Source organism: Lelliottia sp. JS-SCA-14, assembly GCF_035593345.1.
Lineage (GTDB): Bacteria > Pseudomonadota > Gammaproteobacteria > Enterobacterales > Enterobacteriaceae > Enterobacter > Enterobacter wanjuensis.
The window spans coordinates 1,409,165-1,434,097 of the sequence record NZ_CP141606.1; the positions used below are offsets into that span (position 1 = coordinate 1,409,165).

25 protein-coding genes are annotated in these 24,933 nt (G+C 55.9%); 11 read left to right on the forward strand and 14 right to left on the reverse strand.

Annotated features, from left to right (window positions below; all coding sequences use genetic code 11):
- The first annotated feature begins 132 nt into the window (after positions 1-132).
- Positions 133-1,698, forward strand: coding sequence for an alkyl hydroperoxide reductase subunit F (gene ahpF / locus U9O48_RS06610; RefSeq protein WP_282493810.1), 1,566 nt, complete (start codon positions 133-135; stop codon positions 1,696-1,698).
- A gap of 67 nt (positions 1,699-1,765) precedes the next feature.
- Here the strand turns inward: ahpF and uspG are convergent, their stop codons facing one another.
- The 3 genes from uspG to rnk all read right to left on the reverse strand — a co-directional run bounded on the left by uspG (position 1,766) and on the right by rnk (position 2,969).
- Positions 1,766-2,194 carry a universal stress protein UspG gene (uspG, locus tag U9O48_RS06615; protein WP_282493809.1) on the reverse strand — a complete coding sequence of 143 codons (429 nt, stop codon included), beginning with the start codon at positions 2,192-2,194 and terminating at the stop codon, positions 1,766-1,768.
- Positions 2,195-2,328: 134 nt separating this feature from the next.
- Positions 2,329-2,418: a small membrane protein YldA gene (gene yldA, locus U9O48_RS06620; RefSeq protein ID WP_276329564.1), complete on the reverse strand. Its 90-nt coding sequence runs from the start codon at positions 2,416-2,418 to the stop codon at positions 2,329-2,331.
- A 140-nt stretch (positions 2,419-2,558) separates the two neighbouring features.
- Positions 2,559-2,969 (reverse strand): nucleoside diphosphate kinase regulator, encoded by a 411-nt coding sequence (gene rnk, locus U9O48_RS06625; RefSeq protein WP_282493808.1) that lies wholly within the window; start codon positions 2,967-2,969, stop codon positions 2,559-2,561.
- Positions 2,970-3,211: 242 nt separating this feature from the next.
- On the opposite strand from rnk, the gene U9O48_RS06630 reads away from it, so the two are divergent.
- Positions 3,212-3,829, forward strand: a complete 618-nt coding sequence (locus U9O48_RS06630) for a flavin reductase family protein (protein ID WP_285146643.1) — start codon at positions 3,212-3,214, stop codon at positions 3,827-3,829.
- Positions 3,830-3,849: 20 nt separating this feature from the next.
- Here U9O48_RS06630 and rna read toward each other — a convergent pair whose 3' ends face one another.
- Together rna and dcuC are read right to left on the reverse strand one after the other, a co-directional pair.
- Positions 3,850-4,659, reverse strand: coding sequence for a ribonuclease I (gene rna / locus U9O48_RS06635; RefSeq protein WP_285146642.1), 810 nt, complete (start codon positions 4,657-4,659; stop codon positions 3,850-3,852).
- A gap of 187 nt (positions 4,660-4,846) precedes the next feature.
- The gene (dcuC, locus tag U9O48_RS06640; protein WP_282493805.1) at positions 4,847-6,220 is read right to left on the reverse strand and encodes an anaerobic C4-dicarboxylate transporter DcuC; all 1,374 of its coding nucleotides are present in this window, start codon (positions 6,218-6,220) and stop codon (positions 4,847-4,849) included.
- 342 nt (positions 6,221-6,562) lie between these two features.
- Here dcuC and U9O48_RS06645 point away from each other — a divergent pair, with 342 nt between their 5' ends.
- The 7 genes from U9O48_RS06645 to cspE all read left to right on the forward strand — a co-directional run bounded on the left by U9O48_RS06645 (position 6,563) and on the right by cspE (position 14,037).
- Complete coding sequence (locus U9O48_RS06645) at positions 6,563-6,964, forward strand: hypothetical protein (protein ID WP_285146640.1); 402 nt, start codon at positions 6,563-6,565, stop codon at positions 6,962-6,964.
- 55 nt (positions 6,965-7,019) lie between these two features.
- Positions 7,020-7,328 (forward strand): copper-binding protein, encoded by a 309-nt coding sequence (locus tag U9O48_RS06650; protein WP_324723913.1) that lies wholly within the window; start codon positions 7,020-7,022, stop codon positions 7,326-7,328.
- Between the two features lie 11 nt (positions 7,329-7,339).
- Positions 7,340-8,596: a TolC family protein gene (locus U9O48_RS06655; protein WP_324723914.1), complete on the forward strand. Its 1,257-nt coding sequence runs from the start codon at positions 7,340-7,342 to the stop codon at positions 8,594-8,596.
- Complete coding sequence (locus U9O48_RS06660; RefSeq protein ID WP_324723915.1) at positions 8,593-9,798, forward strand: efflux RND transporter periplasmic adaptor subunit; 1,206 nt, start codon at positions 8,593-8,595, stop codon at positions 9,796-9,798. The genes U9O48_RS06655 and U9O48_RS06660 overlap by 4 nt, the downstream gene beginning before the upstream one ends.
- Positions 9,795-12,899 (forward strand): efflux RND transporter permease subunit, encoded by a 3,105-nt coding sequence (locus U9O48_RS06665; RefSeq protein ID WP_324723916.1) that lies wholly within the window; start codon positions 9,795-9,797, stop codon positions 12,897-12,899. The genes U9O48_RS06660 and U9O48_RS06665 overlap by 4 nt, the downstream gene beginning before the upstream one ends.
- Positions 12,900-13,061: 162 nt before the next feature.
- Complete coding sequence (gene pagP, locus U9O48_RS06670; protein ID WP_416382176.1) at positions 13,062-13,637, forward strand: lipid IV(A) palmitoyltransferase PagP; 576 nt, start codon at positions 13,062-13,064, stop codon at positions 13,635-13,637.
- Positions 13,638-13,827: 190 nt separating this feature from the next.
- Positions 13,828-14,037 carry a transcription antiterminator/RNA stability regulator CspE gene (cspE, locus tag U9O48_RS06675; RefSeq protein ID WP_000034826.1) on the forward strand — a complete coding sequence of 70 codons (210 nt, stop codon included), beginning with the start codon at positions 13,828-13,830 and terminating at the stop codon, positions 14,035-14,037.
- Positions 14,038-14,258: 221 nt separating this feature from the next.
- Here the strand turns inward: cspE and crcB are convergent, their stop codons facing one another.
- Positions 14,259-14,642 carry a fluoride efflux transporter CrcB gene (crcB, locus tag U9O48_RS06680; protein WP_282493799.1) on the reverse strand — a complete coding sequence of 128 codons (384 nt, stop codon included), beginning with the start codon at positions 14,640-14,642 and terminating at the stop codon, positions 14,259-14,261.
- 66 nt (positions 14,643-14,708) lie between these two features.
- Between crcB and U9O48_RS06685 the strand changes: the two genes are divergently transcribed.
- On the forward strand, positions 14,709-15,497 hold the full coding sequence (locus U9O48_RS06685; protein ID WP_285148731.1) for a deaminated glutathione amidase: 789 nt from the start codon (positions 14,709-14,711) through the stop codon (positions 15,495-15,497).
- 127 nt (positions 15,498-15,624) lie between these two features.
- A complete protein-coding gene (tatE, locus tag U9O48_RS06690; protein WP_095281210.1) occupies positions 15,625-15,828 on the forward strand; it encodes a twin-arginine translocase subunit TatE in 204 nt (67 codons plus the stop codon).
- 80 nt (positions 15,829-15,908) lie between these two features.
- On the opposite strand, the gene lipA is transcribed toward tatE, so the two are convergent.
- From lipA to mrdA, 8 genes are all read right to left on the reverse strand, one after another.
- A complete protein-coding gene (gene lipA / locus U9O48_RS06695) occupies positions 15,909-16,874 on the reverse strand; it encodes a lipoyl synthase (protein ID WP_282493797.1) in 966 nt (321 codons plus the stop codon).
- Positions 16,875-17,081: 207 nt separating this feature from the next.
- Positions 17,082-18,035 (reverse strand): YbeF family transcriptional regulator, encoded by a 954-nt coding sequence (locus U9O48_RS06700; RefSeq protein ID WP_282493796.1) that lies wholly within the window; start codon positions 18,033-18,035, stop codon positions 17,082-17,084.
- A gap of 299 nt (positions 18,036-18,334) precedes the next feature.
- Entirely contained in the window at positions 18,335-18,976 is a 642-nt protein-coding gene (gene lipB, locus U9O48_RS06705; RefSeq protein WP_282493795.1) for a lipoyl(octanoyl) transferase LipB, read from the reverse strand.
- Positions 18,977-19,072: 96 nt separating this feature from the next.
- A complete protein-coding gene (ybeD, locus tag U9O48_RS06710) occupies positions 19,073-19,336 on the reverse strand; it encodes a DUF493 family protein YbeD (RefSeq protein ID WP_003022706.1) in 264 nt (87 codons plus the stop codon).
- 108 nt (positions 19,337-19,444) lie between these two features.
- Positions 19,445-20,656 (reverse strand): D-alanyl-D-alanine carboxypeptidase DacA, encoded by a 1,212-nt coding sequence (gene dacA / locus U9O48_RS06715; RefSeq protein ID WP_282493794.1) that lies wholly within the window; start codon positions 20,654-20,656, stop codon positions 19,445-19,447.
- Between the two features lie 139 nt (positions 20,657-20,795).
- A complete protein-coding gene (rlpA, locus tag U9O48_RS06720; protein WP_282493793.1) occupies positions 20,796-21,890 on the reverse strand; it encodes an endolytic peptidoglycan transglycosylase RlpA in 1,095 nt (364 codons plus the stop codon).
- A 16-nt stretch (positions 21,891-21,906) separates the two neighbouring features.
- Positions 21,907-23,019, reverse strand: a complete 1,113-nt coding sequence (mrdB, locus tag U9O48_RS06725; protein ID WP_282493792.1) for a peptidoglycan glycosyltransferase MrdB — start codon at positions 23,017-23,019, stop codon at positions 21,907-21,909.
- Positions 23,020-23,021: 2 nt separating this feature from the next.
- On the reverse strand, positions 23,022-24,923 hold the full coding sequence (mrdA, locus tag U9O48_RS06730; protein ID WP_282493791.1) for a peptidoglycan DD-transpeptidase MrdA: 1,902 nt from the start codon (positions 24,921-24,923) through the stop codon (positions 23,022-23,024).
- Positions 24,924-24,933 lie beyond the last annotated feature (10 nt).

Genomic DNA, 24,933 nt, shown 5'->3' on the forward strand with positions numbered 1-24,933 from the left:
AAGACTTGTGAATTACGATATCTAACGGGTGCACCACGCACCCGTTTCATTCCAAACCCCATGATGCAAGCCGCATTCAGGCCGCCCGCAAGGCAGCTTGCATGATGATGTTTTTTAAGCAGGAGATTAATGATGCTCGACACCAACATGAAAACCCAGCTCAAGGCCTACCTTGAGAAACTGACCAAACCTGTTGAGTTGATTGCCACGCTGGACGACAGCGCTAAATCGGCAGAAATCAAGGAACTGCTGGCGGAAATCGCTGAACTGTCACCGAAAGTGACCTTTAAAGAAGACAATACGCTGGCGGTGCGCAAGCCGTCGTTCCTGATTACCAACCCAGGCTCTGACCAGGGGCCACGTTTTGCGGGCTCTCCGCTGGGCCACGAATTTACCTCTCTGGTACTGGCGCTGCTGTGGACCGGCGGGCATCCGTCGAAAGAGGCGCAGTCGCTGCTGGAGCAGATCGGCAATATCGACGGCGACTTTGAGTTCGAAACCTATTACTCGCTCTCGTGCCACAACTGCCCGGACGTGGTGCAGGCCCTGAACCTGATGTCGGTGCTGAACCCGCGCATCAAACACACGGCCATCGACGGCGGCGTGTTCCAGAACGAAATCACCGATCGCAACGTGATGGGCGTTCCGGCGGTCTTCATGAATGGTCAGGAGTTCGGCCAGGGGCGTATGACGCTGACGGAAATCGTTGCCAAAATTGATACCGGCGCGGAGAAACGCGCGGCGGAAGAGTTGAACAAACGCGATGTTTACGACGTGCTGATTGTCGGCTCCGGCCCGGCAGGTGCGGCGGCGGCGGTTTACTCCGCACGTAAAGGCATTCGTACCGGCCTGATGGGCGAGCGTTTTGGTGGCCAGGTGCTCGACACCGTGGACATCGAAAACTACATCTCCGTGCCGAAAACCGAAGGTCAAAAGCTGGCGGGTGCCCTGAAAGCGCACGTTAGCGATTATGAAGTGGATGTGATTGACAGCCAGAGCGCCAGCAAACTGGTTCCGGCGGCGCAGGAAGGTGGCTTACACCAGATTGAAACCGCCTCCGGCGCGGTGCTGAAAGCGCGCAGCGTGATCATCGCCACCGGCGCGAAATGGCGCAACATGAACGTTCCGGGCGAAGATCAGTATCGCACCAAAGGCGTGACCTACTGCCCACACTGCGACGGCCCGCTGTTTAAAGGCAAACGCGTGGCGGTGATCGGCGGCGGTAACTCCGGCGTCGAAGCGGCTATCGATCTGGCGGGGATTGTGGAACACGTGACCCTGCTGGAATTCGCACCTGAAATGAAAGCGGATCAGGTATTGCAGGATAAAGTGCGGAGCCTGAAAAACGTCGATATCGTACTGAACGCCCAGACCACCGAAGTGAAAGGCGACGGCAGCAAAGTCACCGGCCTGGAATACCGTGACCGCGTGAGCGGCGATGTCCACAGCGTGCCGCTGTCAGGGATTTTCGTCCAGATTGGTCTGCTGCCAAATACCACCTGGCTGGAAGGCGCGATTGAGCGCAACCGCATGGGCGAAATCATTATCGACGCCAAATGCGAAACCAGCGTGAAGGGGATCTTTGCGGCGGGCGACTGCACCACGGTGCCGTACAAACAGATTATCATCGCCACCGGCGAAGGGGCGAAAGCGTCACTCAGCTCGTTTGATTATCTGATTCGCACCAAAACAGCATAATAAAAGAAAGTAAGACTGCACCTGCACCAGACAAAACCCCGCGCGAGCGGGGTTTTTCTTTTGGGCGTTATCTGACAACCATCACCGGAATGTGGGTGTGGCGGATCACGCTCGAGGCGTTTGAGCCCAGCAGATGGGTGCTGATAGACGGATTACGTGAACCGATAACGACCACATCGGCTTTCAGTTCGTTCGCCATTTCGTTCACCGCATCGCGCACGCTGCCGAAGCGGACGTGGGTTTTGATCCGCGACGGGTCGATGGTGAAATGGCCGACCATGGTTTGTAACCGCGTTTCGGCTTCATGCTGGAGATGCTCTTCAAAGCGGCGCACGTCGGCGGCGAAGCGATGCAGGCTCAGGCTGGCAGAGCCGGGTAAAACGTGTAGCAGATGAATGATGCCGTCCTGTTGCGCCAGAAACTCGGCGTGGCGAACGGCCTTGTCGCTCAGTTCCATTTCAAAAACATCAACGGGCATAATGATTGTCTGGTACATATCCGTTTCTCCTCCTTTATAAACGCTGAAATCATTCAAACACAAAATAATCGAGGTTTCTGATAGCTGTCAGACACTTTTTCATATCGTGGCGTTTTTTGACATTTCTTTGCGCAGTTCAGGCGAGGGGAGGGCTACCAGTGGCGTTCCAGGTACAGCACGGCCGTGACGATAATCGCCAGAAAAATGAAATAGATCAGGGAGATCACCACTATCTCATTCATGTCCGTCCTTAAGGTGATGAAACGGATTAAGCCTGGATGAAGATAATTATGGTCTCTATAAGAAATTAAGGTGATTTTACGGAAAGAGGATGCAGGTGCATCCTCTGGGCAAAGCGGTGATGGCGCTTATTCAGATGGGATTAACGCAGGTAATCGCCGGCAGCTTCTGGCTGGTAGAGCAGTTCCAGCACTTCCAGATGCGCGGAGGCACCACCTGGTAATTCCCAGTGGATGGTATCGCCCGTGCGCAGGCCGAGCAGTGCGGCACCGACTGGTGCGAGAACCGAAAGCTGCGTGCTGCTGTCGGTCATTTGCGCAGGGTAAACCAGGGTACGCGTGCGCTCTTCGCCGGAGGTGAGATCGCGGAATTTGACCTGGCTGTTCATCGTCACCACATCATGCGGCATGGTTTCCGGAGTACACATCTGTGCCCGGTCCAGCTCAGCATTCAGGGCGTCGGCCACCGGCAGGGAGGCGAACTGCGGTTTTTCCAGAAGGCGATCAATACGTTCTGCGTCGAGTTCATTAATGATAATTGTAGGTCTGGACATTTATTACTCCATGTCGTTAATGCTGCGTGCACCGCAGAAACCAATCCAAAAGAAAACCCTCGCCGTCTGGCAGCGAGGGTTTTATCTGTTCTGATGATACTGGCTGTGCCCGCAACTTTGAAGTGATCAATGTCACATTCATTGCGCAGATGAAGTTTATGCAGGATGGATTTCAGGATTGCCGCTGCACCGGGCGAGTTCGCGCGGCATAATGAGGTTCTGACTATACACCGGAGAGCGTCATGTACTTTTATCAGCCTTCGCAGGGACATGGTTTGCCGCACGATCCCCTGAATGCCATTATCGGCCCTCGCCCTATTGGCTGGATTGCCTCGCAGGATGCGGCAGGGCATACCAATCTGGCGCCCTACAGTTTCTTCAACTGTTTTAATTATCGTCCGCCCATTATTGGTTTCGCCAGCAGCGGCTGGAAGGACAGCGTGCGAAATATCGTCGAGACCAAAGAATTTGTCTGGAATCTTGCCACACGCGAGCTGGCAGAGGCGATGAATGAAACCTCCGCCAGCCTCCCTCAGGGGGAAGATGAGTTTGCGTTTGCGGGGCTAACCAAAGCTGAGAGCAGGCTGGTCAAGGTGCCGCGGGTGGCAGAAAGTCCGGTGAACTTTGAGTGCCGACTGTCGCAATGCATTCAACTGACCGCCGCAGACGGAACAGCGATTGAGAGCTGGCTGGTACTGGGCGAAGTCGTCGGGATTCATATTGCGTCGTCGTTGCTGGAAGAGGGCATCTATCAGACCGCGAAGGCCAACCCGGTACTGCGCGCGGGCGGGCCTTCGGCCTACTACTCGATTAGCGACGAGCACCGCTTTGATCTGGTGCGGCCGGATGCGCGCAGGTAAAGGGATCGCCCGGCAGAAGATCAGTACCCAACTTTATCGATCACAAACTGCTTGCCGCAGTTGCCTGGATGAGGCTGCGGGGCGAATGACGATGCAGTCAGCGGCGCGTTGATCGTGGCGGCGTTAAGCGAGATCTGCATTTCGGTGAGATACGCCGGGTTGTTGTTGCAGGTCAGTTTGACCGCTTTCACCGAATCTTTGCCCCAGCTTTTGGCGACCGCGTCGTCAAAGTCGCGGCGCGATACGGTTTTGCCGTAGTTATCGGCAAGGAATTTGCCCAGCGCGCTGCTTTTCACTTCCTGATTCATGCGCACCATGGTGCCAAAATAGGCGTCGGGATCGAACCCGAAGCAGACGCCGTGCTTGGCGTATTCGTAGCGTTCCAGACAGGATCCACCGCCCGCGCCCGGCATCACGCCGTTCAGCTTCGCGGCGGCTTCGAAGGAGAGGCCGGTTTCGGCGGCGGCGCATTTACGGCTGGCTCTCGCCTCCGGCATGTTAGGGACGGGGCGGGTGGCGCAGCCAAAACGCATCCAGCGGCGGTCATCGACGCCGCGTGAGGCGATGGATTTCGGCAGGCTCGGCCACAGGCCGTGAACCGTCAGGAAATCCGTTTTGTTCGGGCTCTCTTTTTGCAGTCGGCACTCGTCAGGCTCGTTGCGATCGCGATCGTGCATGCTCTGGCAAAACCCGGTTTGCCAGGAAAGCGCCAGAACGTAACGGTCAAAATCGGCGTATTGCGTAGCCTGAAGCGGGGCAGCATGGGCTGAGAAGGCGCACAGCGCAAAAGCGGTTGCACTGAACCGGAGAACGATATCCTTCCTGAACATTTGTATTCCTGATGATTAAAGGGAAATTAATTCCAGGAACTTATTAAAGCACAAAAAGCGCCCGTGGGCGCTTTGGTGTGATGTTTGATGGTTGATGTCGGGTGGCGCTGCGCTTACCCGACCTACAAAACGACTCTGCGGTCTGGTGCCCTCACCCTGACCCTCTCCCACGGGGAGAGGGAAAAACTTAATGCGCCACCGTACCCGGCACCAGAATTTCCGTCGCAATAATCACAATCACCAGGCCGACCAGAACCGGAACGGAGGTGCGTTTCACGACTTCGAACGGAGAGATTTTTGCCATACCCGCAACCGCAACCACTACGCCGGAGACCGGGGAGATGGTACGGCCCAGGTTAGAGGCCTGCAGCATCGGAATCGACAGATAAGCCGGGTTGATGCCTGAAGAATGCGCCAGTTTTGGGATCATCTCGACGAAGGCATAGAACGGCGCGTTACCGGAGCCGGTGGTCATCGCCGCCAGCATGGTCAGGATCACCAGCACCAGCATCAGAATAATGCTCGCGGAGCCGAATGAGGTGGCGATGGAGATCAGGCTCTGGATAAAGCCGATGGTGCTCAGGCCCTGAGCAAACACGCCCGCCGCGACCAGCAGCATCACCACGCCTGCGAAGGCGTCGGCCATGCCGCGATAGGCCACTTCCAACCCGGAGAACACTTTCTGGGTGTTAAAGCCGCGCACGAATTCCAGCACGGCGGCCAGCAGCATGCAGATCACCAGGATGGTAATGATGTGCAGCTGCGGGCCCCATTTACCGTCAAAAATCAGCACCCCGATGATCGGCGTGAACGGCAGAATGGCGTAGAACGACGGCGCGGTGGTGGTGATTTCGCTGACATCCAGCATCTCGTGGCTGATATTTTCTTTTTTATCGAGATACTTCTGCCAGAAATAGTGCGCGACCGCCATGCCAATAATCGCGGCGATGGAGATCGGCAGCGTGGTTTTAAAGGCAAAGTCGATGAGCGGCATTTCGGCGGCTTTCGCAGCCAGCACCACGTCACCGGAAGTCGGGGAGAGAATAATTGCGGCAGGGGAGGCGCAGATCGCCGCCGCAGCGCCGCGGCTGATCCCAACGTTCACCATCACCGGGAACAGCGTCGCCATCAGCAGTACGCCGAGACCGGTGGCGGAGGAGACTGCCAGCGACATCAGGCATGCCACGAAATAGGCGGCAATCATCAGAATGTACGGGGAATTGATATATTGCAGCGGTTTGGAAGCCAGTTTAACGACCATATCGTTAGCGCCGATATGGGTCATATAGGCGGCGAAACCACACAGCATCATAATCATCATGCCGAGATCGCCACCGCGGCTCATCAGCAGAATTTTAATATATTCCACAATATCGGTGGCGGTATATCCGGTGCTGGTTTCGCTGGCCGGTAACACCTGATGGCCCATTAGCGCGCTAATAATCAGCAGGGTTAAACCGCCGACGAATAATACCCCGGTGGCCGAATAGCCTTTGATGATGTAGCGCGCGACGCCAACGATGACGACAACTCCAATGAGGAGTTCGATTACGGTAAGCATGGTTTCCCCTGTACGTGCGCTCCCCAGAGAGCACGGAAAATCAAAAAATAAGAAGTGTGGAAATGTGCCGAATAAATGGGCAGTCATTGATGACTAAAATCAATAAAACCACTACTAGAACTATCATCGACGATATTTTGCCACCACTGCGTCATTTGTGTCATCACAGTATTGACCGTGGCTATGATTATTATATGTCACTAAATTGATAATTAATTGTTGTGATATTTAGAGGGTTTTATCAGCGAACAGATAAAGAACGTAAAACTTTTTAAAATAGCTTTAATTTCAACAGGCCCTGTTCCTATACTCGACCACCTTTTCACACCCGATGACGCGAATATGCATGCCAGCTGGACCTACCGCCTGCGCTTTCTGAAAAAGCATCTGCTGATGTTTTTGTTCGCGTTTGGCTGGCTGCTGATCCAGAGCCAGGTCGCGGTGGCGTCTCATGACTGCTCCCTGAGTCCGCGCGGTGAAAGTGCCATGATCCAGCATATGGATATGATGGACGCGCCGCAGCATCACCAGCTCAGCAACATCTCTCCACTGTGTGAAAAACACTGCGTGCCGGATCAGGTGCAAAAAGATCCGGCTCAGCCGCAGCTGGTCGCAATACCGGCGACCATGACCATCACCTTAAACACGCCGTCCTGCAGCGAAGTCGCGCATTCGGCATGGTCCCTGACTCCTCCCGCCGCGGGGCCGCCGGCAACCATTCGGTTTTGCCGGTTCCGGGAATAACTCGCTGTTAATTCGTTGAATTTCTTTTTCATTTACGATTAACAGGAGTTTTATCATGCGTGCATTTTTTGTCTCTGCGCTTACGGGCGTACTGCTTTCCCTTTCTTCTCTTTCCGTTCAGGCTACCGAGCCGTCCGCTGCCCAGCAGTGGCAAGGCCAGGGCGTGGTCCGGGAAATCTCCCCACCGCAAATCATCCTTCAACATCAGGCGATCCCTGAGCTGCAGTGGCCCGCGATGACCATGCCGTTTGTGCTGGCGAAAAGCGCGGATACCGCCTCGGTGAAGCCTGGCGATCGCGTCACCTTTACGCTCGAGCGAGCGGGTGACGGGTTCCAGATTATCTCTCTGACGCCGCTGCGCTAAGGGAGCACATCATGAAACCACAAACACTGAGCCTGTGGCTCGGTGGGGTGTTGCTCGGCTTTTTAAGCTCAGCGGTTCAGGCGCAGCCCTGGACGCTCGCGCAAACCCTGACCGAGGCCCAGCGCTATTCCGCCGAGCTTTCCGCCAGCCGCAATGAGGCGCAGGCTCTGGATATGATGGCGGATTCCGCCACGCAACTTCCCGACCCTAAGCTCAAATTCGGTATCGAAAACGTGCCCGTTCAGGGCAGTAACGACCAGCGTTTTACCCGCGAAGGGATGACGATGCAGCGGATTGGCATCATGCAAAGCTACGTGAGCGCGGAAAAACGGGAACGTAAATCGCAGACGCTGCAGGCGCAGGCCCGCGGCGTGGAAGCGAAATCCGAAACCTTTCGCGCCGCGCTTCAGCGCGATACGGCCCAGGCGTGGCTCGATCTGGCGCTTTCACAGCAGGCGCTCGCCACCGCGAAAAAACTGGTGAGCGAAACGGAACGTCAGCAGGGCGCGCAAAAAGCGAGCGTCGGCGCGGGAAGCGCCGCGCCGGATAGCGTGCTGTCGCTGCAAATGACCCTGAGCGCGATGCGCGACAAAGTGACCCTCGCGACACGGGATGTTCAGCTGGCGCAAAGCCGTCTGTTCCAGCTCACCGGGCAATCCATCACGGAGGTGCAAGGCCCGCTGCCACGCTATCAGCGTTTACCTGCCGATGAAAAGACGCTGGAGGAGGGGATCACTCGCCATCCGGAAGTGGAAGCTGCGCTGCGCGAGTCGGAAACGGCGAAAGCGCGCTCGGCGCAATCGGCGGTGGCGGCCATTCCTGACGTTGACGTCGAAGTGTTCTACTCCCATCGCGCCGAAGGGTATGACGACATGGCCGGGGTGATGTTCACCGTGGACCTGCCGCTGTTTCAGTCGCGCAGGCAGGACAAGGATTACGCCGCAGACGTCTCGCGCTCAATGCAGGCCGTGGATCAACTGACGTTGATTCAGCGCGAGCACGTCGCGCAGGTGCAGTCGCTGGTGGCGCAATATCAGGCCGCGCAGACCCTGTGGCAGCGCCAGCGCGATGACATTTTACCCCTGCAGCACAAGCGGCTGGAGGTGCTGGCCGCGCAGTATCGCTCCGGGCAGTCGGAACTCCCGTCACTTCTCGAGGCGCGTCGCAGCGTGCTCGACACTGAACTGGCTGCCAACCAGGCCGAGCGCGAAATGGCGCGTACCTGGGCGGCCATCCAATGGCTGATCCCGCAGGAGATCGCACAATGAAAACTCTCACCCTGAGCGCGATCGCGCTGGCCGTTCTGCTGGCGGCGGGCGGTGGATATTACGCCGGACAGCGTGCGATGCATGCCGCGCCCGAAGAGGCCAAACCGTCCGGGCGTAAAGTGCTCTACTGGTACGATCCCATGATGCCCGGCCAGCGGTTCGATAAGCCCGGCAAATCGCCGTTTATGGATATGGATCTGGTTCCGCGCTACGCCGATGAAGAGAAAGCGGCTGCGGGCGTGGGGATCAGCGCTCAACAGCAGCAAAATCTGGGGATGAAAACCGGTAAAGCGCAGAAGCGCGAGCTCGCGCAGCCGTTCTCCGCCTATGCCACGGTAACCACCAATGAGCGCAGTCTGACGCTCATTCCAGCACCCGCTGCGGGGGTGATCGCAAAACTGTACGTGCGCGCCCAGCAGCAGCAGGTCAAAGCCGGGGAGCCACTGGCGGAGATCTGGGTTCCGCAGTGGACGACAGCGCAGCAGGAGTATCTGGCTGTGCGCCAGCTCGGTGACGCGTCGCTCACCCGCGCGGCGCGGGAGCGGCTGGCGCTGCAGTTTATGCCGGAAGAGACCATTCGCGCCGTCGAACGCAGCGGCAAACCGCAAACCCGCTTAACGCTGCGCGCCGAGCGTGCAGGATACGTCGTCAAACTGGATGTGCGGGAAGGGGCGCAGGTGGCGGCCACCGCGCCGCTGTTTGAGATGGCGGCGCTGGATACGGTCTGGCTGGTTGCGGATTACCCGCAAACCCAGGCGCAGTCCCTGACGGTGGGCAGCGAGATGGTCGCGACCTCAGAAAGCTGGCCGGGCGAGCGTTTCCACGGCAAAGTCAGCGAACTGCTGCCGCAGATGGAGACCACCACGCGCACGCTGCAGGCGCGCATCGTGCTGGAAAACCCGGACAACAAGCTCAAACCGGGTATGTTCCTCAATGTTTCTCGCGCCAACCAAACGCATGGTGCCGCGGTGCTTGCCGTCCCGGAAGAGGCGGTGATTAACAGCGGCGAATCTCAACGGGTGCTGCTGGCGACGGGGGACGGCTATTTCCGTCCGGTGAATGTCACGACAGGTCTGAGCGCAGGGGGCTGGACAGAAATCACCTCCGGCCTGAAAGAGAATGATGCCGTGGTGACATCCGGGCAATTCCTGATCGACTCGGAAGCCAGCCTGCGCAGCGCGCTGCCGGAGGTGACGAAATGATCGCCGCTGTGATTCGCGCCTCGCTGCGCAACCGGCTGCTGGTGATCCTCGCCGCCGCGATCATGGCCGGGTGGGGCTGGTGGGCCGTGCAACGTGCGCCGCTGGACGCACTGCCCGATCTCTCTGACGTCCAGGTGATCGTCAAAGCGAGCTACCCCGGTAAAGCGCCGCAGGTGATAGAGGACCAGGTGACCTGGCCGCTGACCACCTCGATGCTCTCCGTGCCGGGGGCGAAAACCGTGCGCGGTTTTTCGATGTTCGGTGACGCGTATGTTTATGTGCTGTTTGAGGACGGGACCGATCTCTACTGGGCACGCTCAAGAGTGCTGGAATATCTGAGCCAGGTGCAGTCGCAATTCCCGGCGGGGGTGAAAGTCTCTCTCGGGCCAGATGCCACGGGCGTGGGCTGGATTTACGAATATGCGCTGATCGATCGCACTGGCAAACACAGTCTGGCGGATTTACGGGCGCTGCAGGACTGGACGCTCAAGTTTGAGCTCAAAACCGTGCCCAACGTCTCGGAAGTCGCCAGCATCGGCGGCATGGTGCGCCAGTATCAGATTGTGGCCTCACCCGAGAAAATGCGCGCCCTGAATATCACTCACGGGCAAATGGTGAGTGCGATTCAGGTGGCGAATAAAGAGAGCGGCGGCGCGCTGCTGGAGATGGGCGAGGCAGAATACATGGTGCGAACCACCGGTTATTTGCGCTCGCTCGAGGATTTCCGCAACGTGGTGTTGACCTCGCGCGAGGGCAAACCGGTGCTGCTCAGCGATGTCGCCTCGATAAGCTACGGCCCAGAAATCCGTCGCGGGGTGGCGGAGCTGAACGGTGAGGGCGAAGTGGCCGGTGGCGTGGTGGTGATGCGCTACGGGCAGAATGCGCTGGAGACCATTCATGCGGTGAAAGACAAACTCCGGGCGCTGCAAAAAACGCTGCCGGAAGGGGTCGAGATTGTTCCGGTGTATGACCGCTCCACGCTTATCGAAGAGTCGGTCAAAACCCTGACCCACAAACTGCTGGAAGAGTTTGCGGTGGTGGTGCTGGTGTGCGCGCTATTCCTCTTCCATTTCCGCTCGGCGCTGGTGGCGATTGTCTCTCTGCCGCTGGGCATTTTGGGCGCGTTTGTGGTGATGCATTATCAGGGCATCAACGCCAACATCATGTCGCTCGGGGGGATTGCGATTGCGATTGGGGCGATGGTGGATGCCGCGATTGTGATGATTGAAAACATGCACAAGGTGCTGGAGCAGTGGCGACACGAGAATCCGGACCAGGAGCCATCTTCGGGGGATTACTGGCATCTGGCCGAACGGGCGGCGGTTGAAGTCGGGCCCGCGCTGTTTTGCAGTCTGCTGATCATCACGCTGTCGTTTATTCCGGTCTTCTCCCTCGAAGCACAGGAAGGGCGGATGTTCTCCCCGCTGGCCTTCACCAAAACCTGGTCAATGGCGATGGCCGCCGGGCTCGGGATTACGCTGATCCCGGTGCTGATGGGCTATTTCATTCGCGGCAAAATTCCGGACGAAAAAGCCAACCCAATCAACCGATTTTTGATTCGGGCCTATGAACCGCTGCTCGATAAAGTGCTGACCTTTCCCAAAACCACGCTGGCTCTGGCGTTTGCGCTTTTACTGGTGACGCTCTGGCCGCTCAGTCGGCTGGGCAGCGAGTTTATGCCGCCGCTGGACGAGGGCGATCTGCTATATATGCCGTCGACGCTGCCGGGCATTTCGGCGCGCGAAGCCAGCCGCCTGCTGCAACAGACGGATCGCCTGATCAAAAGCGTTCCGGAAGTTGCCAGCGTGTTCGGCAAAGCCGGACGGGCGGAGACGGCGACCGACCCGGCCCCGCTGACCATGATTGAAACCACCATCCACTTTAAACCGCGCGACCAGTGGCGGCCGGGCATGACGCCGGAAAAACTGGTGGAAGAGCTGGATAAAACTGTCTCGGTTCCGGGGATTGCCAACGTCTGGGTGCCGCCAATCCGTAATCGTCTGGATATGCTGGCGACAGGGATCAAGAGCCCGGTGGGCATTAAGGTGAACGGCAACAATATTGCCGATATCGAACGGGTGGCGTCGCAGATTGAATCGATCGTGAAGCAGGTGCCGGGCGTGACCTCCGCGCTGGCGGAGCGGCTGGCAGGCGGGCGCTATGTCGATATTCGTATCGACCGCCAAAAAGCGGCGCGCTACGGCGTCTCGGTCGATGAGCTGCAAAGTATGGTCTCGACGCTGGTGGGCGGCGACAATATTGGCGAAGTGATCCAGGGGCGCGAGCGGTATCCCATCAACGTGCGCTATCCCCGCGACCTGCGCGATAACGTCGATAAACTGCGTGTGCTGCCGGTGGTCACCGCCAGCGGAGGACAGATCGCCCTGGGCGAGCTGGCGGATATCGTGGTGACTGAGGGGCCGCCAATGCTGAAAAGCGAAAACGCGCGGCTGTCGAACTGGATTTATGTCGATTTGCGCGGGCGGGATTTGAAGTCAGCGGTGGAGGAGATGCAGCAGCGCGTTGCCGAACAGGTGGTACTGCCGCAGGGCGTTTCGCTCTCGTGGTCAGGGCAATTTGAATATCTGGAGCGTGCGACGGAAAAACTGAAAGTGGTGCTTCCGGTAACGCTAATGATTATCTTTATTCTGTTATGGCTGACGTTTAAACGCATCTCAGATGTCTTATTAATAATGGGGGCATTACCCTTTGCGCTTATTGGCGGCGTCTGGTTGCTGTGGCTGCTGGGGTATAATCTTTCTGTCGCGGGAGCGGTTGGATTTATCGCTCTCGCCGGCGTGGCCGCAGAGTTTGGCGTTATTATGGTGCTGTATCTCAATCAGGCGCTGGATAAATATCCCGGCGGCGGGAACACCCAGCTGATGCGCGCCATTCATGAAGGTGCTGTGCTGCGCGTGCGGCCAAAGGTGATGACGGTAGCGACGATCATGGCAGGGCTGTTACCTATCATGTGGGGCGGCGGCAGCGGTTCGGAGGTGATGCAGCGCATCGCTGCCCCGATGATCGGAGGCATGGTGACGGCACCTTTATTATCTATGCTGGTCATTCCCGCTTTGTATAAATTGTTACATAAACGTTAGTTTTTGTATGCGCCTCGAATATTTCGGGGCGCATTCAGACTATTCGTTAGGAATATTCCCATTTTGTAATTAAATAATTCGGATTTAAACCGGTGTTATTGGGCTTTCATTTAATTAAAATTTGTTAAGATCGCCCCGAATACAATAAATGGTAATTTCATCGTGACGTTAAGAAATAATATTTATCTGGTGTTGTTGTTTATTTTTGCTCAGCTCACGTTATCGTCTTCGGCGATGGCGGACGATAAAGCGACGGAAAAGGGCTGGTTCTCAACCTTCACCGATAACGTGGCGCAAACCTGGAACGAACCAGAACATTACGACCTTTACGTCCCGGCGATCACCTGGCATGCACGCTTTGCCTACGACAAAGAGAAAACGGACAGCTACAACGAACGCCCGTGGGGCGCGGGTTTCGGTCAGTCTCGTTGGGATGAAGAGGGTAACTGGCACGGCCTGTACCTGATGGCGTTTAAAGACTCCTATAACAAATGGGAGCCGATTGGCGGCTACGGCTGGGAGAAAACCTGGCGCCCGCTGGCGGATGACAATTTCCGTCTCGGCCTGGGGTACACGGCGGGCTTCACGGCGCGTGATAACTGGAAATACATCCCGATCCCTGTGCTGTTACCCCTGGCCTCGATTGGCTATGGTCCGGCAACCTTCCAGATGACCTACATTCCGGGCACTTACAATAACGGAAACGTTTACTTTGCCTGGATGCGCTTCCAGTTTTAACTGAAAAATGACAAAGGGTTGGCTGAAAAATACACGCTTTTTACATCGGAAAGAACAAACAGCCAGCCGATAAAATTAACGCGACTTTTGTCACTTTTTAACAAAGATCCGCTGGACAAAACGCCCCACAATTGTTGTACTGATACCCGACACAGCATTTGTGTCCATTTTTCATGTAAAGGTAATTTTGATGTCTAAGATTAAAGGTAACGTTAAGTGGTTTAATGAGTCCAAAGGATTCGGTTTCATTACTCCGGAAGATGGCAGCAAAGACGTGTTCGTACACTTCTCTGCAATCCAGACTAATGGTTTCAAAACCCTGGCTGAAGGCCAGCGCGTTGAGTTCGAAATCACTAACGGTGCCAAAGGTCCTTCTGCTGCTAACGTAACTGCTCTGTAATTCGAGCCGTTCAGCAAGAAATCCAAAACCCGCTCATTGAGCGGGTTTTTTTTGGCTTTTTTTTAGCTAAAACAGATAGATTTTCAAAAAGCTGGCGACGATCAGTACGCTCAGTAACACCATGCCCGCGCTCATCACTTTCTCTTTCATTTCATCACCCCTGGTCGGTTTGTCGACAAGAGTGACAGAGAAAAATTAAGCTAACATTAATGCGCCGGGTCTTAGTGCGCGCTGGCGGCAGAAAATAGCCAAAATGCGAGGGCGGTCATCGCAAAAGAACCGAGCATATTGACGGCGATGTTGGTTAACGCCCAGCCAAATCGTCCGTCCTGGAACAGGAAAACCACTTCCGCCGAGAAGGTGGAAAAGGTGGTTAATCCGCCGCAAAAACCGGTGGTAATCAAAACCTTCCACATAGGGTCGATATTGGTCATGCGGTTAAACCACGCCAGGCCCATACCAATGATAAAGGCACCGATCAGGTTTGCGGCAAGCGTACCCATCGGGATGGCCTGATGCATCGGGTTAAAACGCATGCTGAGAAACCATCGCGCAACGCTACCCGTGCCGCCGCCAATAAAGACGGCTAAAAGGAGTTGTAACACAGTCAATTCCTGCTATTTGAATGAGTAAGGGTTTAAGTGTATCGCTAACTGATGCTGGGGGAAAATATGTATGTTGCGGTTGGGCAGTTCGCGGTAACGGCTGACTGGGAAGAGAATGCCCGCCAGTGCGTCGCCTTAATGGCACAGGCGGCACGTCAGGGAGCAGCGCTTTTAGTGCTGCCTGAAGCGCTGCTGGCGCGTGATGACAACGATCCGGATCTCTCGGTAAAGTCTGCGCAATCTCTTGAGGGCGGTTTTTTGCAGCGGCTGCTGGCAGAAAGCCTTCGCAATGATCTCACCACGGTGCTGACCGTCCATGTGCCGACGACGCCGGGCAGGGCGGCGAATACGCTGGTGGTGCTGCGCGAAGGGAAAGTCATTGAACAGTACGCCAAGCTCCATCTCTATGATGCGTTTAGTATTCAGGAATCACGGCTGGTCGATCGGGGCCACCAGATCCCGCCGCTGATTGACGTCGGAGGGTTCAGGCTGGGGCTGATGACCTGCTACGATTTGCGCTTCCCGGAGATGGCGCTGAATCTGGCCCTGGCGGGAGCGGAAGTGCTGGTCTTGCCTGCCGCGTGGGTCAAAGGGCCGCTCAAAGAGCATCACTGGGCAACGCTACTGGCGGCGCGGGCGCTGGACACCACCTGCTATATCGTCGCGGCGGGAGAGTGTGGTAACAAGAATATCGGTCAGAGCCGGGTTATCGACCCGCTGGGTGTGACTATTGCCGCGGCGGCAGAAGCCCCGGCCTTGCTGATGGCTGAAATTGACCGCGAGCGGGTGACACAAGCGCGGCGGCAATTGCCGGTTCTTAACAACCGACGCTTTGCGCCACCGCAATTATTGTGATGTTTTTTTCATCAGAGCTTGATTCACCTTGTTACAGATTGCTATTGTGTGCGCGCGTCGAATATCCGTTAATAACATCAGGTTTTCTGGCGCTGTTTGCAGCCTGTTTTATGTGAAGAAGGTATCTATGGGTGAGATTAGTATTACTAAACTGCTGGTAGTTGCGGCGCTGGTCGTCCTGCTGTTTGGTACCAAGAAGTTACGTACGCTGGGCGGAGACCTGGGTACCGCCATTAAAGGCTTCAAAAAAGCGATGAATGACGATGATTCTTCTGCGAAGAAAACCGCAGATGATGAAGTCCCGGCTGAGAAGCTGTCGCACAAAGAGTAATGGCTATTCCTTCCAGATCTCTGGAAAGAAAAAAACCGGCGTAATAGCCGGTTTTTTTATGCCTGAAGTGTAATAAATTATTACTTCACTTCTTCGCCTTTCGCCTGCATATCGGCATGGTAAGACGAGCGAACGAACGGGCCGCAGGCGGCATGGGTGAAGCCCATCGCCATCGCTTCGGCTTTCATCTCATCGAACTCATCCGGGCTGACGTAGCGCTGCACCGGGAGGTGGTGACGGCTCGGCTGCAGATACTGGCCCAGGGTCAACATGGTCACGCCATGACGACGCAGATCGCGCATCACTTCGATGATTTCGGCATTGGTTTCACCCAGACCGACCATCAAACCTGATTTGGTTGGAATGTGCGGATGCGCTTCTTTAAAGCGTTCCAGCAGCTTCAGCGACCAGTTGTAGTCTGCACCCGGACGCACCTGACGGTATACGCGCGGCACGTTTTCCAGGTTGTGGTTAAAGACGTCTGGCGGGGTAGCGGTGAGAATATCCAGCGCGCGATCCATACGACCACGGAAGTCAGGCACCAGAGTTTCAATCTTAATGGTTGGGCTTTTCTCACGAATGGCGCTGATGCAGTCAGCAAAGTGCTGAGCACCGCCGTCGCGGAGATCGTCACGGTCAACGGAGGTAATCACCACGTAGCGCAGCGCCATGTCGGCAATGGTCTGAGCCAGCTTCAGTGGCTCATTGGCGTCTGGCGCCACCGGGCGACCGTGTGCCACGTCGCAGAACGGGCAGCGACGGGTGCAAATCGCGCCCAGGATCATGAAGGTGGCCGTACCGTGGTTGAAACATTCCGCAAGGTTAGGGCAAGAGGCCTCTTCACAGACGGAGTGAAGGCCGTTCTTACGCATCGCCGCTTTGATACCCTGGATGCGTGACGAGTCAGCCGGAAGTTTGATTTTCATCCATTCCGGTTTTCTTAACAGCGCTTCGCGCTCTGTAGCCACGTTTTTAACCGGGATAAGGGCCATTTTATCGGCGTCGCGGTACTTAACACCGCGTTCCATCACAATGGGTTTACTCATAGCGTGCGTGTTCCAGTTGCGAAATTCGAGGGAAAGCGTTTCAATTCAAGGGAATGTTGTATTTATCAACTATTTTTGAACGAACGACAGGCAGTATATCATTGATAAGGGCGATAAAGCAGCCTGTGAGGTCGCCAAATTGTAAAATAGTTGTTGTTTTGTGCCCTTTGCCCCCTGCGGGGCGCGGACCTGCGAGGAAGGGCAGCGTTAAAACGCCTGGCGGATAATATTAATCACATTCTCCAGAACCGGGTCGCGCAGGCTCAGTTTATTGTAATGCAGCGAGATCTCAATAGATTCCGCATTCAGTGGTGCATAGGGGATTTGGTCCAGCGGCCAGCACTGACGGAGCAGGCCGAACAGGCGCGAAGGCATAATCGTCAGCATATCGCTGCTGCCTATCAGCGCGGCAATCGTGAACATATTGTAACTGCTGAAGCTAATCTGGCGGTCCGGGAAGAGCTCGTTGATGCGCAGATGGAGCTGATTCAGGTTCTGCCCGTCGTTCATGAACAGCGCGTATTCGTGCTCGCGCAAATTCTCAGCGGTCGCTGGATGGTTGAGCGCCGGATGGTTTTTACGGCAGACCAGCAGCAGCCCGTCGGCATAAAGCACGCTGTGCGCCAACGAGCGGGCGCCAATGGCGTTGCTGTCGACGATCAGATCGGTCTGGAACTGCGCAAGCTGAGTTTCCGTGTCAAGAACCGGAATGTTGCGCAGCAGGAGCTGAGGCGCTTCACGCTTCACGGCCTGATAGATAATTGGTAATACCATTGCGCCAACGGAAGGCGAGGTGCCGATGGTGATTGTCCGCTGTTTGTCATAGCTGCCGGTGAGATCCAGCGCACCGAGAATCGACTCCAGGCCCTGGCTGATGTACTCGTGGAGGTGCGTGGCGTAAGCGGTTGGCGTGACGCCCTGACCTTTACGAATAAACAGCGGATCAGGAAATATGGCGCGCAATTTCTGAATAGACTGACTAATTGCTGACGGGGTGAGATTAAGAATTTTCGCAGCATTAACGATACCCTTGTGGACATATACTGCCTCAAAGATCGTCAATAAATTGAGGTCAATATTACGTAAAGTCCGAAACACTTGCGGCTTGTCCTGGCCACCGGGCTCATTCAGTCGTTTAGCTGGTAAATTATTATAATCCACGCTCTCACTCCGTATTCATTCACAATATGAATGATAGTTGAATTTATATATTGTGCTTGTTGTGATCGGTAAAGTATTTTGTGGATTTCAATTGTTTAAGAAAATCAACTAGCTGAGTAATTTTCAATCAAGTGAAGGTCAATTCGCAAGGTGGTATTCACGCACTGAAATTAAACGCGGCAAAATAAGTAAACCTGCTCAAGCGCTTCGAAAATATAGAAACAATGGATTATTGTAAAGCCAAAAAGCGGGAAATAGGTGAAGGTCCATCAAATAAATGGACCAGTATGTATAATATATTAAGCGGTAATATATTCGTGTGGTGGATTGTTTAGCAGCGCTAAAAGATTACTGACAAGCCTTGGGCGAATAATATCGGGGGTGACATTTTCTACCCACTGACCCATTTGAGTCATTTCCATTCCCGCGTAGCCACAGGGATTGATGCGCAGGAAAGGCGAAAGATCCATATTGATATTGAGCGCCAGACCGTGGAATGAGCACCCTTTGCGGATACGTAAACCCAGCGAACAGATCTTCATCTCTCCGACATACACGCCCGGTGCGTCTGCACGCGGATGCGCGTCGATGCCGTATTCTGCCAGAGTGTTAACCACCGTATTTTCCAGCAGGGTCACCAGCTCGCGAACACCAAGTTTGCGGCGTTTCAGGTTCAGCAGGACATACATCACCTGTTGGCCCGGCCCATGATAGGTCACCTGGCCGCCGCGGTCGCTCTGAATAACGGGAATATCGCCGGGAACCAGCACATGCTCTGCTTTACCCGCCTGGCCTTGGGTGAAAATCGGCAGGTGCTCGACCAGCCAAATCTCGTCGGGGGTCGTCTCATCGCGTGAGTCAGTGAAATCATGCATAGCCTGAGAGACAGGCTCATAAGGTTGCAGCCCGAGATGGCGGACAAGAATTTTATCCTGATACAAAACAGCAACTCCGGGGGAGGTAGCGACTTAAGGTGGGGAGAAGTATATCACAGAGGGGAAGCGGGTTACCCGGCAAAGCGGGTAACCACGAGGGGACTACAGCACCATACGGACGATGTCGATATTGCCGAGCTCTTCGTAAAGGGTCTCGACCTGCTCAATATGCGTGGCCGTGATGGTGATGGAAACCGAGTGGTAGTTGCCCTTGCTGCTTGGTTTTACCGTCGGAGAGTAGTCACCCGGCGCATGGCGCTGTACCACTTCAACCACCTGGTCAACCAGCTCCGGCAACGCCTGACCCATTACTTTGTAAGTAAACGGGGTAGGGAATTCAAGCAGTTCGTTAAGTTTGGTTTTCATGTCAGCTCCGGCATTACATCAAAAAAATAATAACTCCCACGTGCGGGTGGGAGTTATCAGGATACCTAGTATATGGGGATCAAAATCACACTTTCAAGTGCTCAATTTTTAACCAAACCAGTGATGGAACATCAATTTAATGTAATCAATGATTTTGCCGAAGAAATTGCCTTCAGGAATTTCATCCAGCACCACCAGCGGACGTTGGTCGATGGTTTTGCCGTCCAGCTGGAAGTTGATGGTGCCCACCACCTGGTTTTTCTGCAATGGCGCGTGAAGTTCGCTGGTGTTCAGCACGTAGCTGGCTTTCAGGTCTTTCATGCGGCCACGAGGAATGGTCAGGTAGAGATCTTTATCTACGCCCAGGGACGCGCGATCGTTGTCGCCAAACCACACCGGCTCTGACGCGAACTCTTTACCGGCTTTCAGTGGGTTCACGGTTTCGAAGAAACGGAAGCCCCAGGTCAGCAGTTTTTTACTTTCAGTTTCACGACCTTTAAAGGTACGACCGCCCATCACGGCGGAGATCAGACGCATCTGGCCTTCGGTTGCGGATGCCACCAGGTTGTAACCTGCTTTATCCGTATGGCCGGTTTTGATGCCGTCCACATTCAGGCTGTTATCCCACAGCAGACCGTTGCGGTTGGTCTGACGGATGCCGTTGAAGGTGAACTCTTTTTCTTTATAGATGGTGTATTCGTTCGGCACGTCGCGGATCAGCGCCTGGCCAATCAGCGCCATATCGCGCGCGGAGCTGTACTGACCGTCTGCGTCCAGGCCGTGAACGGTCTGGAAGTGGCTGTTCTTCAGGCCCAGGGCGGAAACGTAGCTGTTCATCAGGCCCACGAAGGCGTCCTGGCTACCGGCTGCGAAATCGGCCATCGCCACACAGGCGTCGTTACCGGACTGCAGGTTGATACCGCGGATCAGCTGAGAAACCGGCACCTGCATGCCTGGTTTCAGGAACATCAGGGAAGAGCCTTTGAACACCGGGTTGCCGGTTGCCCAGGCATCGTTACCCACGGTGACGAGATCCGTCTCTTTGAATTTACCCGCTTTCATTGCCTGGCCGATGACGTAGCTGGTCATCATTTTGGTCAGGCTCGCAGGATCACGGCGCGAATCAGCGTTCTGTTCTGCCAGCACTTTGCCGGAGTTGTAGTCGATCAGGATGTAGGATTCCGCGTCAATCTGCGGAACGCCAGGGATCATGGTCTTGATGTTCAGGTCATCGGCGTGAGCGGCTGAAAAAGCGGCTGCGCAAAGGGCCGTGGTCAGCGCCATGCGCTGCAAAAATCGAGCGGAGAGAGTGGTCTTCATGGTCAGAACTACGACATCCGTGATGGAATTAAAAAAAGTGCCTTACTATAGCAAAAGCTATACAGGCAGGCATCCGACTTTCAGCGTGAGTTTGTGAACGTTGGTTACACAAGCTGACAATTCGGATACCGCCGATTAATTACTTCGCAACAGCGATAAACGACTGTAACTGAGCTTCATTTTGCAAACGCTGCTGCAATGAAGCGGCCTGCGACTTGCTGGCAAAGGGCCCCATCTGGATACGCCAGACGGCCCCGTTCTGCTCAACGCGCCCCGGCACGCCAAACTTCTGGCTCAGCTGCTGCTGATACTGCTGCGCGCGCGCCTGATCGCTCACCGCACCGACCTGAACGACAAAATTGCCGCTGCCAGAGGTCGCCGCAGGTGGGGTGACGGCGTTGGTCGCAGGCGCAGTGACCGGCGCGGGCTGAGCCACCACCGGTGCAGGTGTCGGCTCGCTGCCTTCCAGCACGCCAGAGGCCAGCGTCGTCGGTGCGCCCAGGAAACCGCTGCTGCTTACCGGCGCACCCATAGAATCGTCGCTTTTCAGCGTATCGTTGCTGATAGCGCGGACATTGCTCTGCGGCGTGGCGTCTTGCGGCATCGAGGTTGCGCTACCCATTCCGCTGTTCAAATCCGGACGGGCGGGCAGGGCATAAGTTTGTTTCGCCACCGTCGTACACACGGTTCCCGGGCCAGACAGCGTACCGTCTTGCGCCACGATAATCGGGTCGATGCGCACTTTGGTGTTGTTTGAGGTATTCAGACGATCGGCGGCCGCGCGGGAGAGGGAAATCACGCGGTCGTTGCCGTAAGGGCCACGATCGTTAATGCGCACCACAATCATACGACCGTTGGCGAGGTTAGTGACACGCACATAGCTTGGGATCGGCAGCGTCGGGTGCGCGGCGGTGATTTGCATCGGATCGAAGGCTTCACCGGAGGCGGTCAGGTTGCTGCCCGGCTCTGCGTCATAAATGGCGGCAAACCCGGCCTGGCTGAAGCGAGACGGGTCCTGAACGATTTTATAGCTCTTGCCGTCGCGCTGATAATCCTGATTCGCGGTTGCATTCAGCGGTTCGAAGACAGGGTCCGCGCCGCTGATTTCAACTACCGGACCGGTACAGGCCGCAGGCTGCGGCGGTGCGATGGTCGCCTGTTGCTGACCATCATCACTGGAACAAGCTGCAAGTAAACTTGCTGCGATGCAGATACCCAGCCACTGCTTACGCATGGCGATCCCCTTATTGTTATACGCTTTTGGACAACATTTTTCTGTGGGTGTGGATAGACATCACTATCCCAAACCCGGCCATCAACACGATCAGTGCCGAGCCTCCGTAGCTCACCAGCGGCAGCGGGACGCCCACGACAGGCAGAATTCCACTCACCATACCAATATTTACGAAGACATAAACGAATAAGATCAGCATCAACCCGCCCGCCATCACGCGACCGAAGGTGGTCTGCGCGCGCGCGGCAATCCACAGGCCGCGCATGATCAGCAGCAGGTAGAGGGCCAGCAAAATCAGGATCCCGACCAGACCCAGCTCTTCGGCCAGAACCGCAAAGATAAAGTCCGTGTGGCGTTCCGGCAAGAACTCCAGCTGCGACTGCGTGCCGTGCAGCCAGCCTTTGCCGCGCAGACCACCTGAGCCAATCGCAATTTTAGACTGAATAATATGATAGCCCGCGCCCAGCGGATCGGTTTCCGGATCGAGCAACATCATGACGCGCTGACGTTGATAGTCGTGCATCAGGAAGAACCACAGTATCGGGATAAAGGCGGCCACCAGCACCACCGCAATCCCGATCAAGCGCCAGCTTAAGCCCGACAGGAACAGCACGAACAGACCGGAGAGGGCGACCAGAATCGACGTTCCGAGGTCAGGCTGCGCCGCGACCAGTAGAGTCGGCAGGAAGATGAGTACCAGCGCGATAGCGGTATTTTTCAGCGACGGCGGACAGACGTCGCGGTTGATAAAGCGCGCGACCATCAGCGGGACGGCGATTTTCGCAATTTCCGAGGGCTGGAAACGCACAATGCCGAGATCCAGCCAGCGCTGCGCACCTTTTGATATCGCCCCGAAGGCATCCACGGCGACCAGCAAAATAATACAGATGAAATAGAGGTAGGGCGCCCAGCCTTCGTACACACGCGGCGGGATTTGCGCCATCACCACCATGATCACCAGGCCCATGGCGATCTGGCCGATCTTGCGCTCCATCATGCCGATGTCCTGGCCGCTGGCGCTCCAGATAACGAGGGCGCTGTAAGTCAGCAATGCCAGCAGGATCAGCAGCATGGCCGGGTCGATGTGGATTTTATCCCACAGCGATTTCTTGTTTGGATTATCCGTCATGATTATTGGTCCTCCGCCGCAGCGGCGGCTGGGGTTTCAGCCGGCAGTTCGGTGTTGTTGTCGCCCAACATAATGTGGTCGAGGATCTGGCGCATGATAGTACCAACTGCCGGGCCAGCGCCGCCGTTTTCGAGAATAATCGCCACCGCGACCTGCGGATTATCATAAGGCGCAAAGGCGGTCATGAGTTTATGGTCGCGCAGACGCTCGGCAATTTTATGTGCGTTATAGGTTTCGTTGGCTTTCAGGCCGAAGACCTGAGCAGTACCGGATTTGGCCGCCACTTTGTACGGAGCGCCCGCAAAATACTTATGCGCGGTCCCGTTCGGACGGTTGGCAACGCCGTACATCCCGTCTTTGGCAATTTCCCAGAAGCCGGAGTGGATATCACCCACCGGCGCTTCGTGCGGCTGTGCCCAAGGCACCTGTTTGCCATCTTCGACGGTACTCATCAGCAGGTGTGGCACTTTCACCACGCCGTCGTTGATGAGGATCATCATGGCTTTGTTCATCTGGATTGGCGTAGCGGTCCAGTAGCCCTGGCCGATACCGACCGGAATGGTATCACCCTGATACCACGGCTTTTTAAAGCGTTTCAGCTTCCACTCGCGGGTTGGCATGTTGCCGGAACGCTCTTCCGACAGATCCACGCCCGTATAATGGCCGTAGCCAAATTTGCTCATCCACTCCGACAGGCGGTCGATCCCCATGTCGTAGGCGACCTGATAGAAGAAGGTATCCGCCGACTCTTCCAGGGATTTGGTGACATTCAGGTGGCCGTGGCCCCATTTTTTCCAGTCGCGGTAGCGTTTTTCCGAGCCCGGCAACTGCCACCAGCCTGGGTCAAACAGGCTGGTGTTGCGATTGATGACGCCCGCACTCAGCGCAGAGACGGCAACGTAAGGTTTCACGGTGGACGCTGGCGGGTAAACGCCCTGAGTCGCACGGTTCACCAGCGGGGTGTTCGGATCGTTCAACAGGCCGGAGTAATCTTTGCTGGAGATACCATCCACGAACAGGTTCGGGTCGTAGCTTGGCATTGAGACCAGCGCCAGGATCCCGCCGGTGCGCGGATCGGTCACCACCACTGCCGCACGGCTGCCCGCCAGCAGGGTTTCGATATACTGCTGGAGCTTGAGATCCAGCGTCAGATAAACATCGTGACCCGCCTGCGGCGGCACTTCTTTCAGCTGACGGATAACGCGGCCACGGTTGTTGACTTCAACCTCTTCATAGCCCGTCTGCCCGTGCAGTACGTCTTCGTAGAAGCGCTCGATGCCGAGTTTGCCGATATCGTGCGTCGCAGCGTAGTTCGCCAGCTTGCCGTCTTTATCGAGCCTGTCGACATCTTTATCGTTAATTTTGGAGACGTAGCCGATGACGTGCGTCAGCGCGGAGCCGTAAGGGTAGAAGCGGCGTTTATAGCCTTTGACCTCAACGCCGGGGAAGCGGTACTGATTCACCGCAAAGCGGGCGACCTGAACTTCCGTGAGGTTAGTTTTAACGGCGATGGAGGTGAAGCGGTGCGAACGGGCGCGCTCTTTCTTGAAGGCGGCGATGTCATCATCGGTGAGATCGACCACGCCTTTCAGGGCGTCCAGCGTATCCTGCACGTTATCGACTTTTTCCGGCATCATCTCGATTTGGTAGATGGTGCGGTTTAACGCCAGCGGCGTGCCGTTACGATCGTAGATAATGCCGCGGCTTGGCGCGATGGGCACCAGCTTGATACGGTTTTCGTTGGAGCGCGTTTGATAGTCGGTAAAGCGGACGATTTGCAGATTGTAGAGGTTGGCGACAAGTACGCCAGACAGCAGCAAAATCCCGGTAAAAGCGACCAGCGCCCGGCGCACAAACAGCGCGGACTCAGCCGTATAGTCGCGAAAAGAATTCTGTAGTTTCATCCGCTGCTTA

Excerpts from the sequence above, each read along its gene's own strand:
- tatE (WP_095281210.1), top strand. The coding sequence starts at position 15,625 with ATGGGTGAGATTAGTATTACTAAACTGCTGGTAGTTGCGGCGCTGGTC.
- dacA (WP_282493794.1), bottom strand. The coding sequence starts at position 20,656 with ATGAAGACCACTCTCTCCGCTCGATTTTTGCAGCGCATGGCGCTGACC.
- U9O48_RS06645 (WP_285146640.1), top strand. The coding sequence starts at position 6,563 with ATGCATGCCAGCTGGACCTACCGCCTGCGCTTTCTGAAAAAGCATCTG.
- mrdA (WP_282493791.1), bottom strand. The coding sequence starts at position 24,923 with ATGAAACTACAGAATTCTTTTCGCGACTATACGGCTGAGTCCGCGCTG.
- ahpF (WP_282493810.1), top strand. The coding sequence starts at position 133 with ATGCTCGACACCAACATGAAAACCCAGCTCAAGGCCTACCTTGAGAAA.
- rna (WP_285146642.1), bottom strand. The coding sequence starts at position 4,659 with ATGTTCAGGAAGGATATCGTTCTCCGGTTCAGTGCAACCGCTTTTGCG.
- dcuC (WP_282493805.1), bottom strand. The coding sequence starts at position 6,220 with ATGCTTACCGTAATCGAACTCCTCATTGGAGTTGTCGTCATCGTTGGC.
- U9O48_RS06665 (WP_324723916.1), top strand. The coding sequence starts at position 9,795 with ATGATCGCCGCTGTGATTCGCGCCTCGCTGCGCAACCGGCTGCTGGTG.
- rnk (WP_282493808.1), bottom strand. The coding sequence starts at position 2,969 with ATGTCCAGACCTACAATTATCATTAATGAACTCGACGCAGAACGTATT.
- U9O48_RS06655 (WP_324723914.1), top strand. The coding sequence starts at position 7,340 with ATGAAACCACAAACACTGAGCCTGTGGCTCGGTGGGGTGTTGCTCGGC.
- U9O48_RS06650 (WP_324723913.1), top strand. The coding sequence starts at position 7,020 with ATGCGTGCATTTTTTGTCTCTGCGCTTACGGGCGTACTGCTTTCCCTT.
- rlpA (WP_282493793.1), bottom strand. The coding sequence starts at position 21,890 with ATGCGTAAGCAGTGGCTGGGTATCTGCATCGCAGCAAGTTTACTTGCA.
- uspG (WP_282493809.1), bottom strand. The coding sequence starts at position 2,194 with ATGTACCAGACAATCATTATGCCCGTTGATGTTTTTGAAATGGAACTG.
- yldA (WP_276329564.1), bottom strand. The coding sequence starts at position 2,418 with ATGAATGAGATAGTGGTGATCTCCCTGATCTATTTCATTTTTCTGGCG.
- mrdB (WP_282493792.1), bottom strand. The coding sequence starts at position 23,019 with ATGACGGATAATCCAAACAAGAAATCGCTGTGGGATAAAATCCACATC.
- U9O48_RS06685 (WP_285148731.1), top strand. The coding sequence starts at position 14,709 with ATGTATGTTGCGGTTGGGCAGTTCGCGGTAACGGCTGACTGGGAAGAG.
- lipA (WP_282493797.1), bottom strand. The coding sequence starts at position 16,874 with ATGAGTAAACCCATTGTGATGGAACGCGGTGTTAAGTACCGCGACGCC.
- U9O48_RS06660 (WP_324723915.1), top strand. The coding sequence starts at position 8,593 with ATGAAAACTCTCACCCTGAGCGCGATCGCGCTGGCCGTTCTGCTGGCG.
- ybeD (WP_003022706.1), bottom strand. The coding sequence starts at position 19,336 with ATGAAAACCAAACTTAACGAACTGCTTGAATTCCCTACCCCGTTTACT.
- U9O48_RS06630 (WP_285146643.1), top strand. The coding sequence starts at position 3,212 with ATGTACTTTTATCAGCCTTCGCAGGGACATGGTTTGCCGCACGATCCC.
- cspE (WP_000034826.1), top strand. The coding sequence starts at position 13,828 with ATGTCTAAGATTAAAGGTAACGTTAAGTGGTTTAATGAGTCCAAAGGA.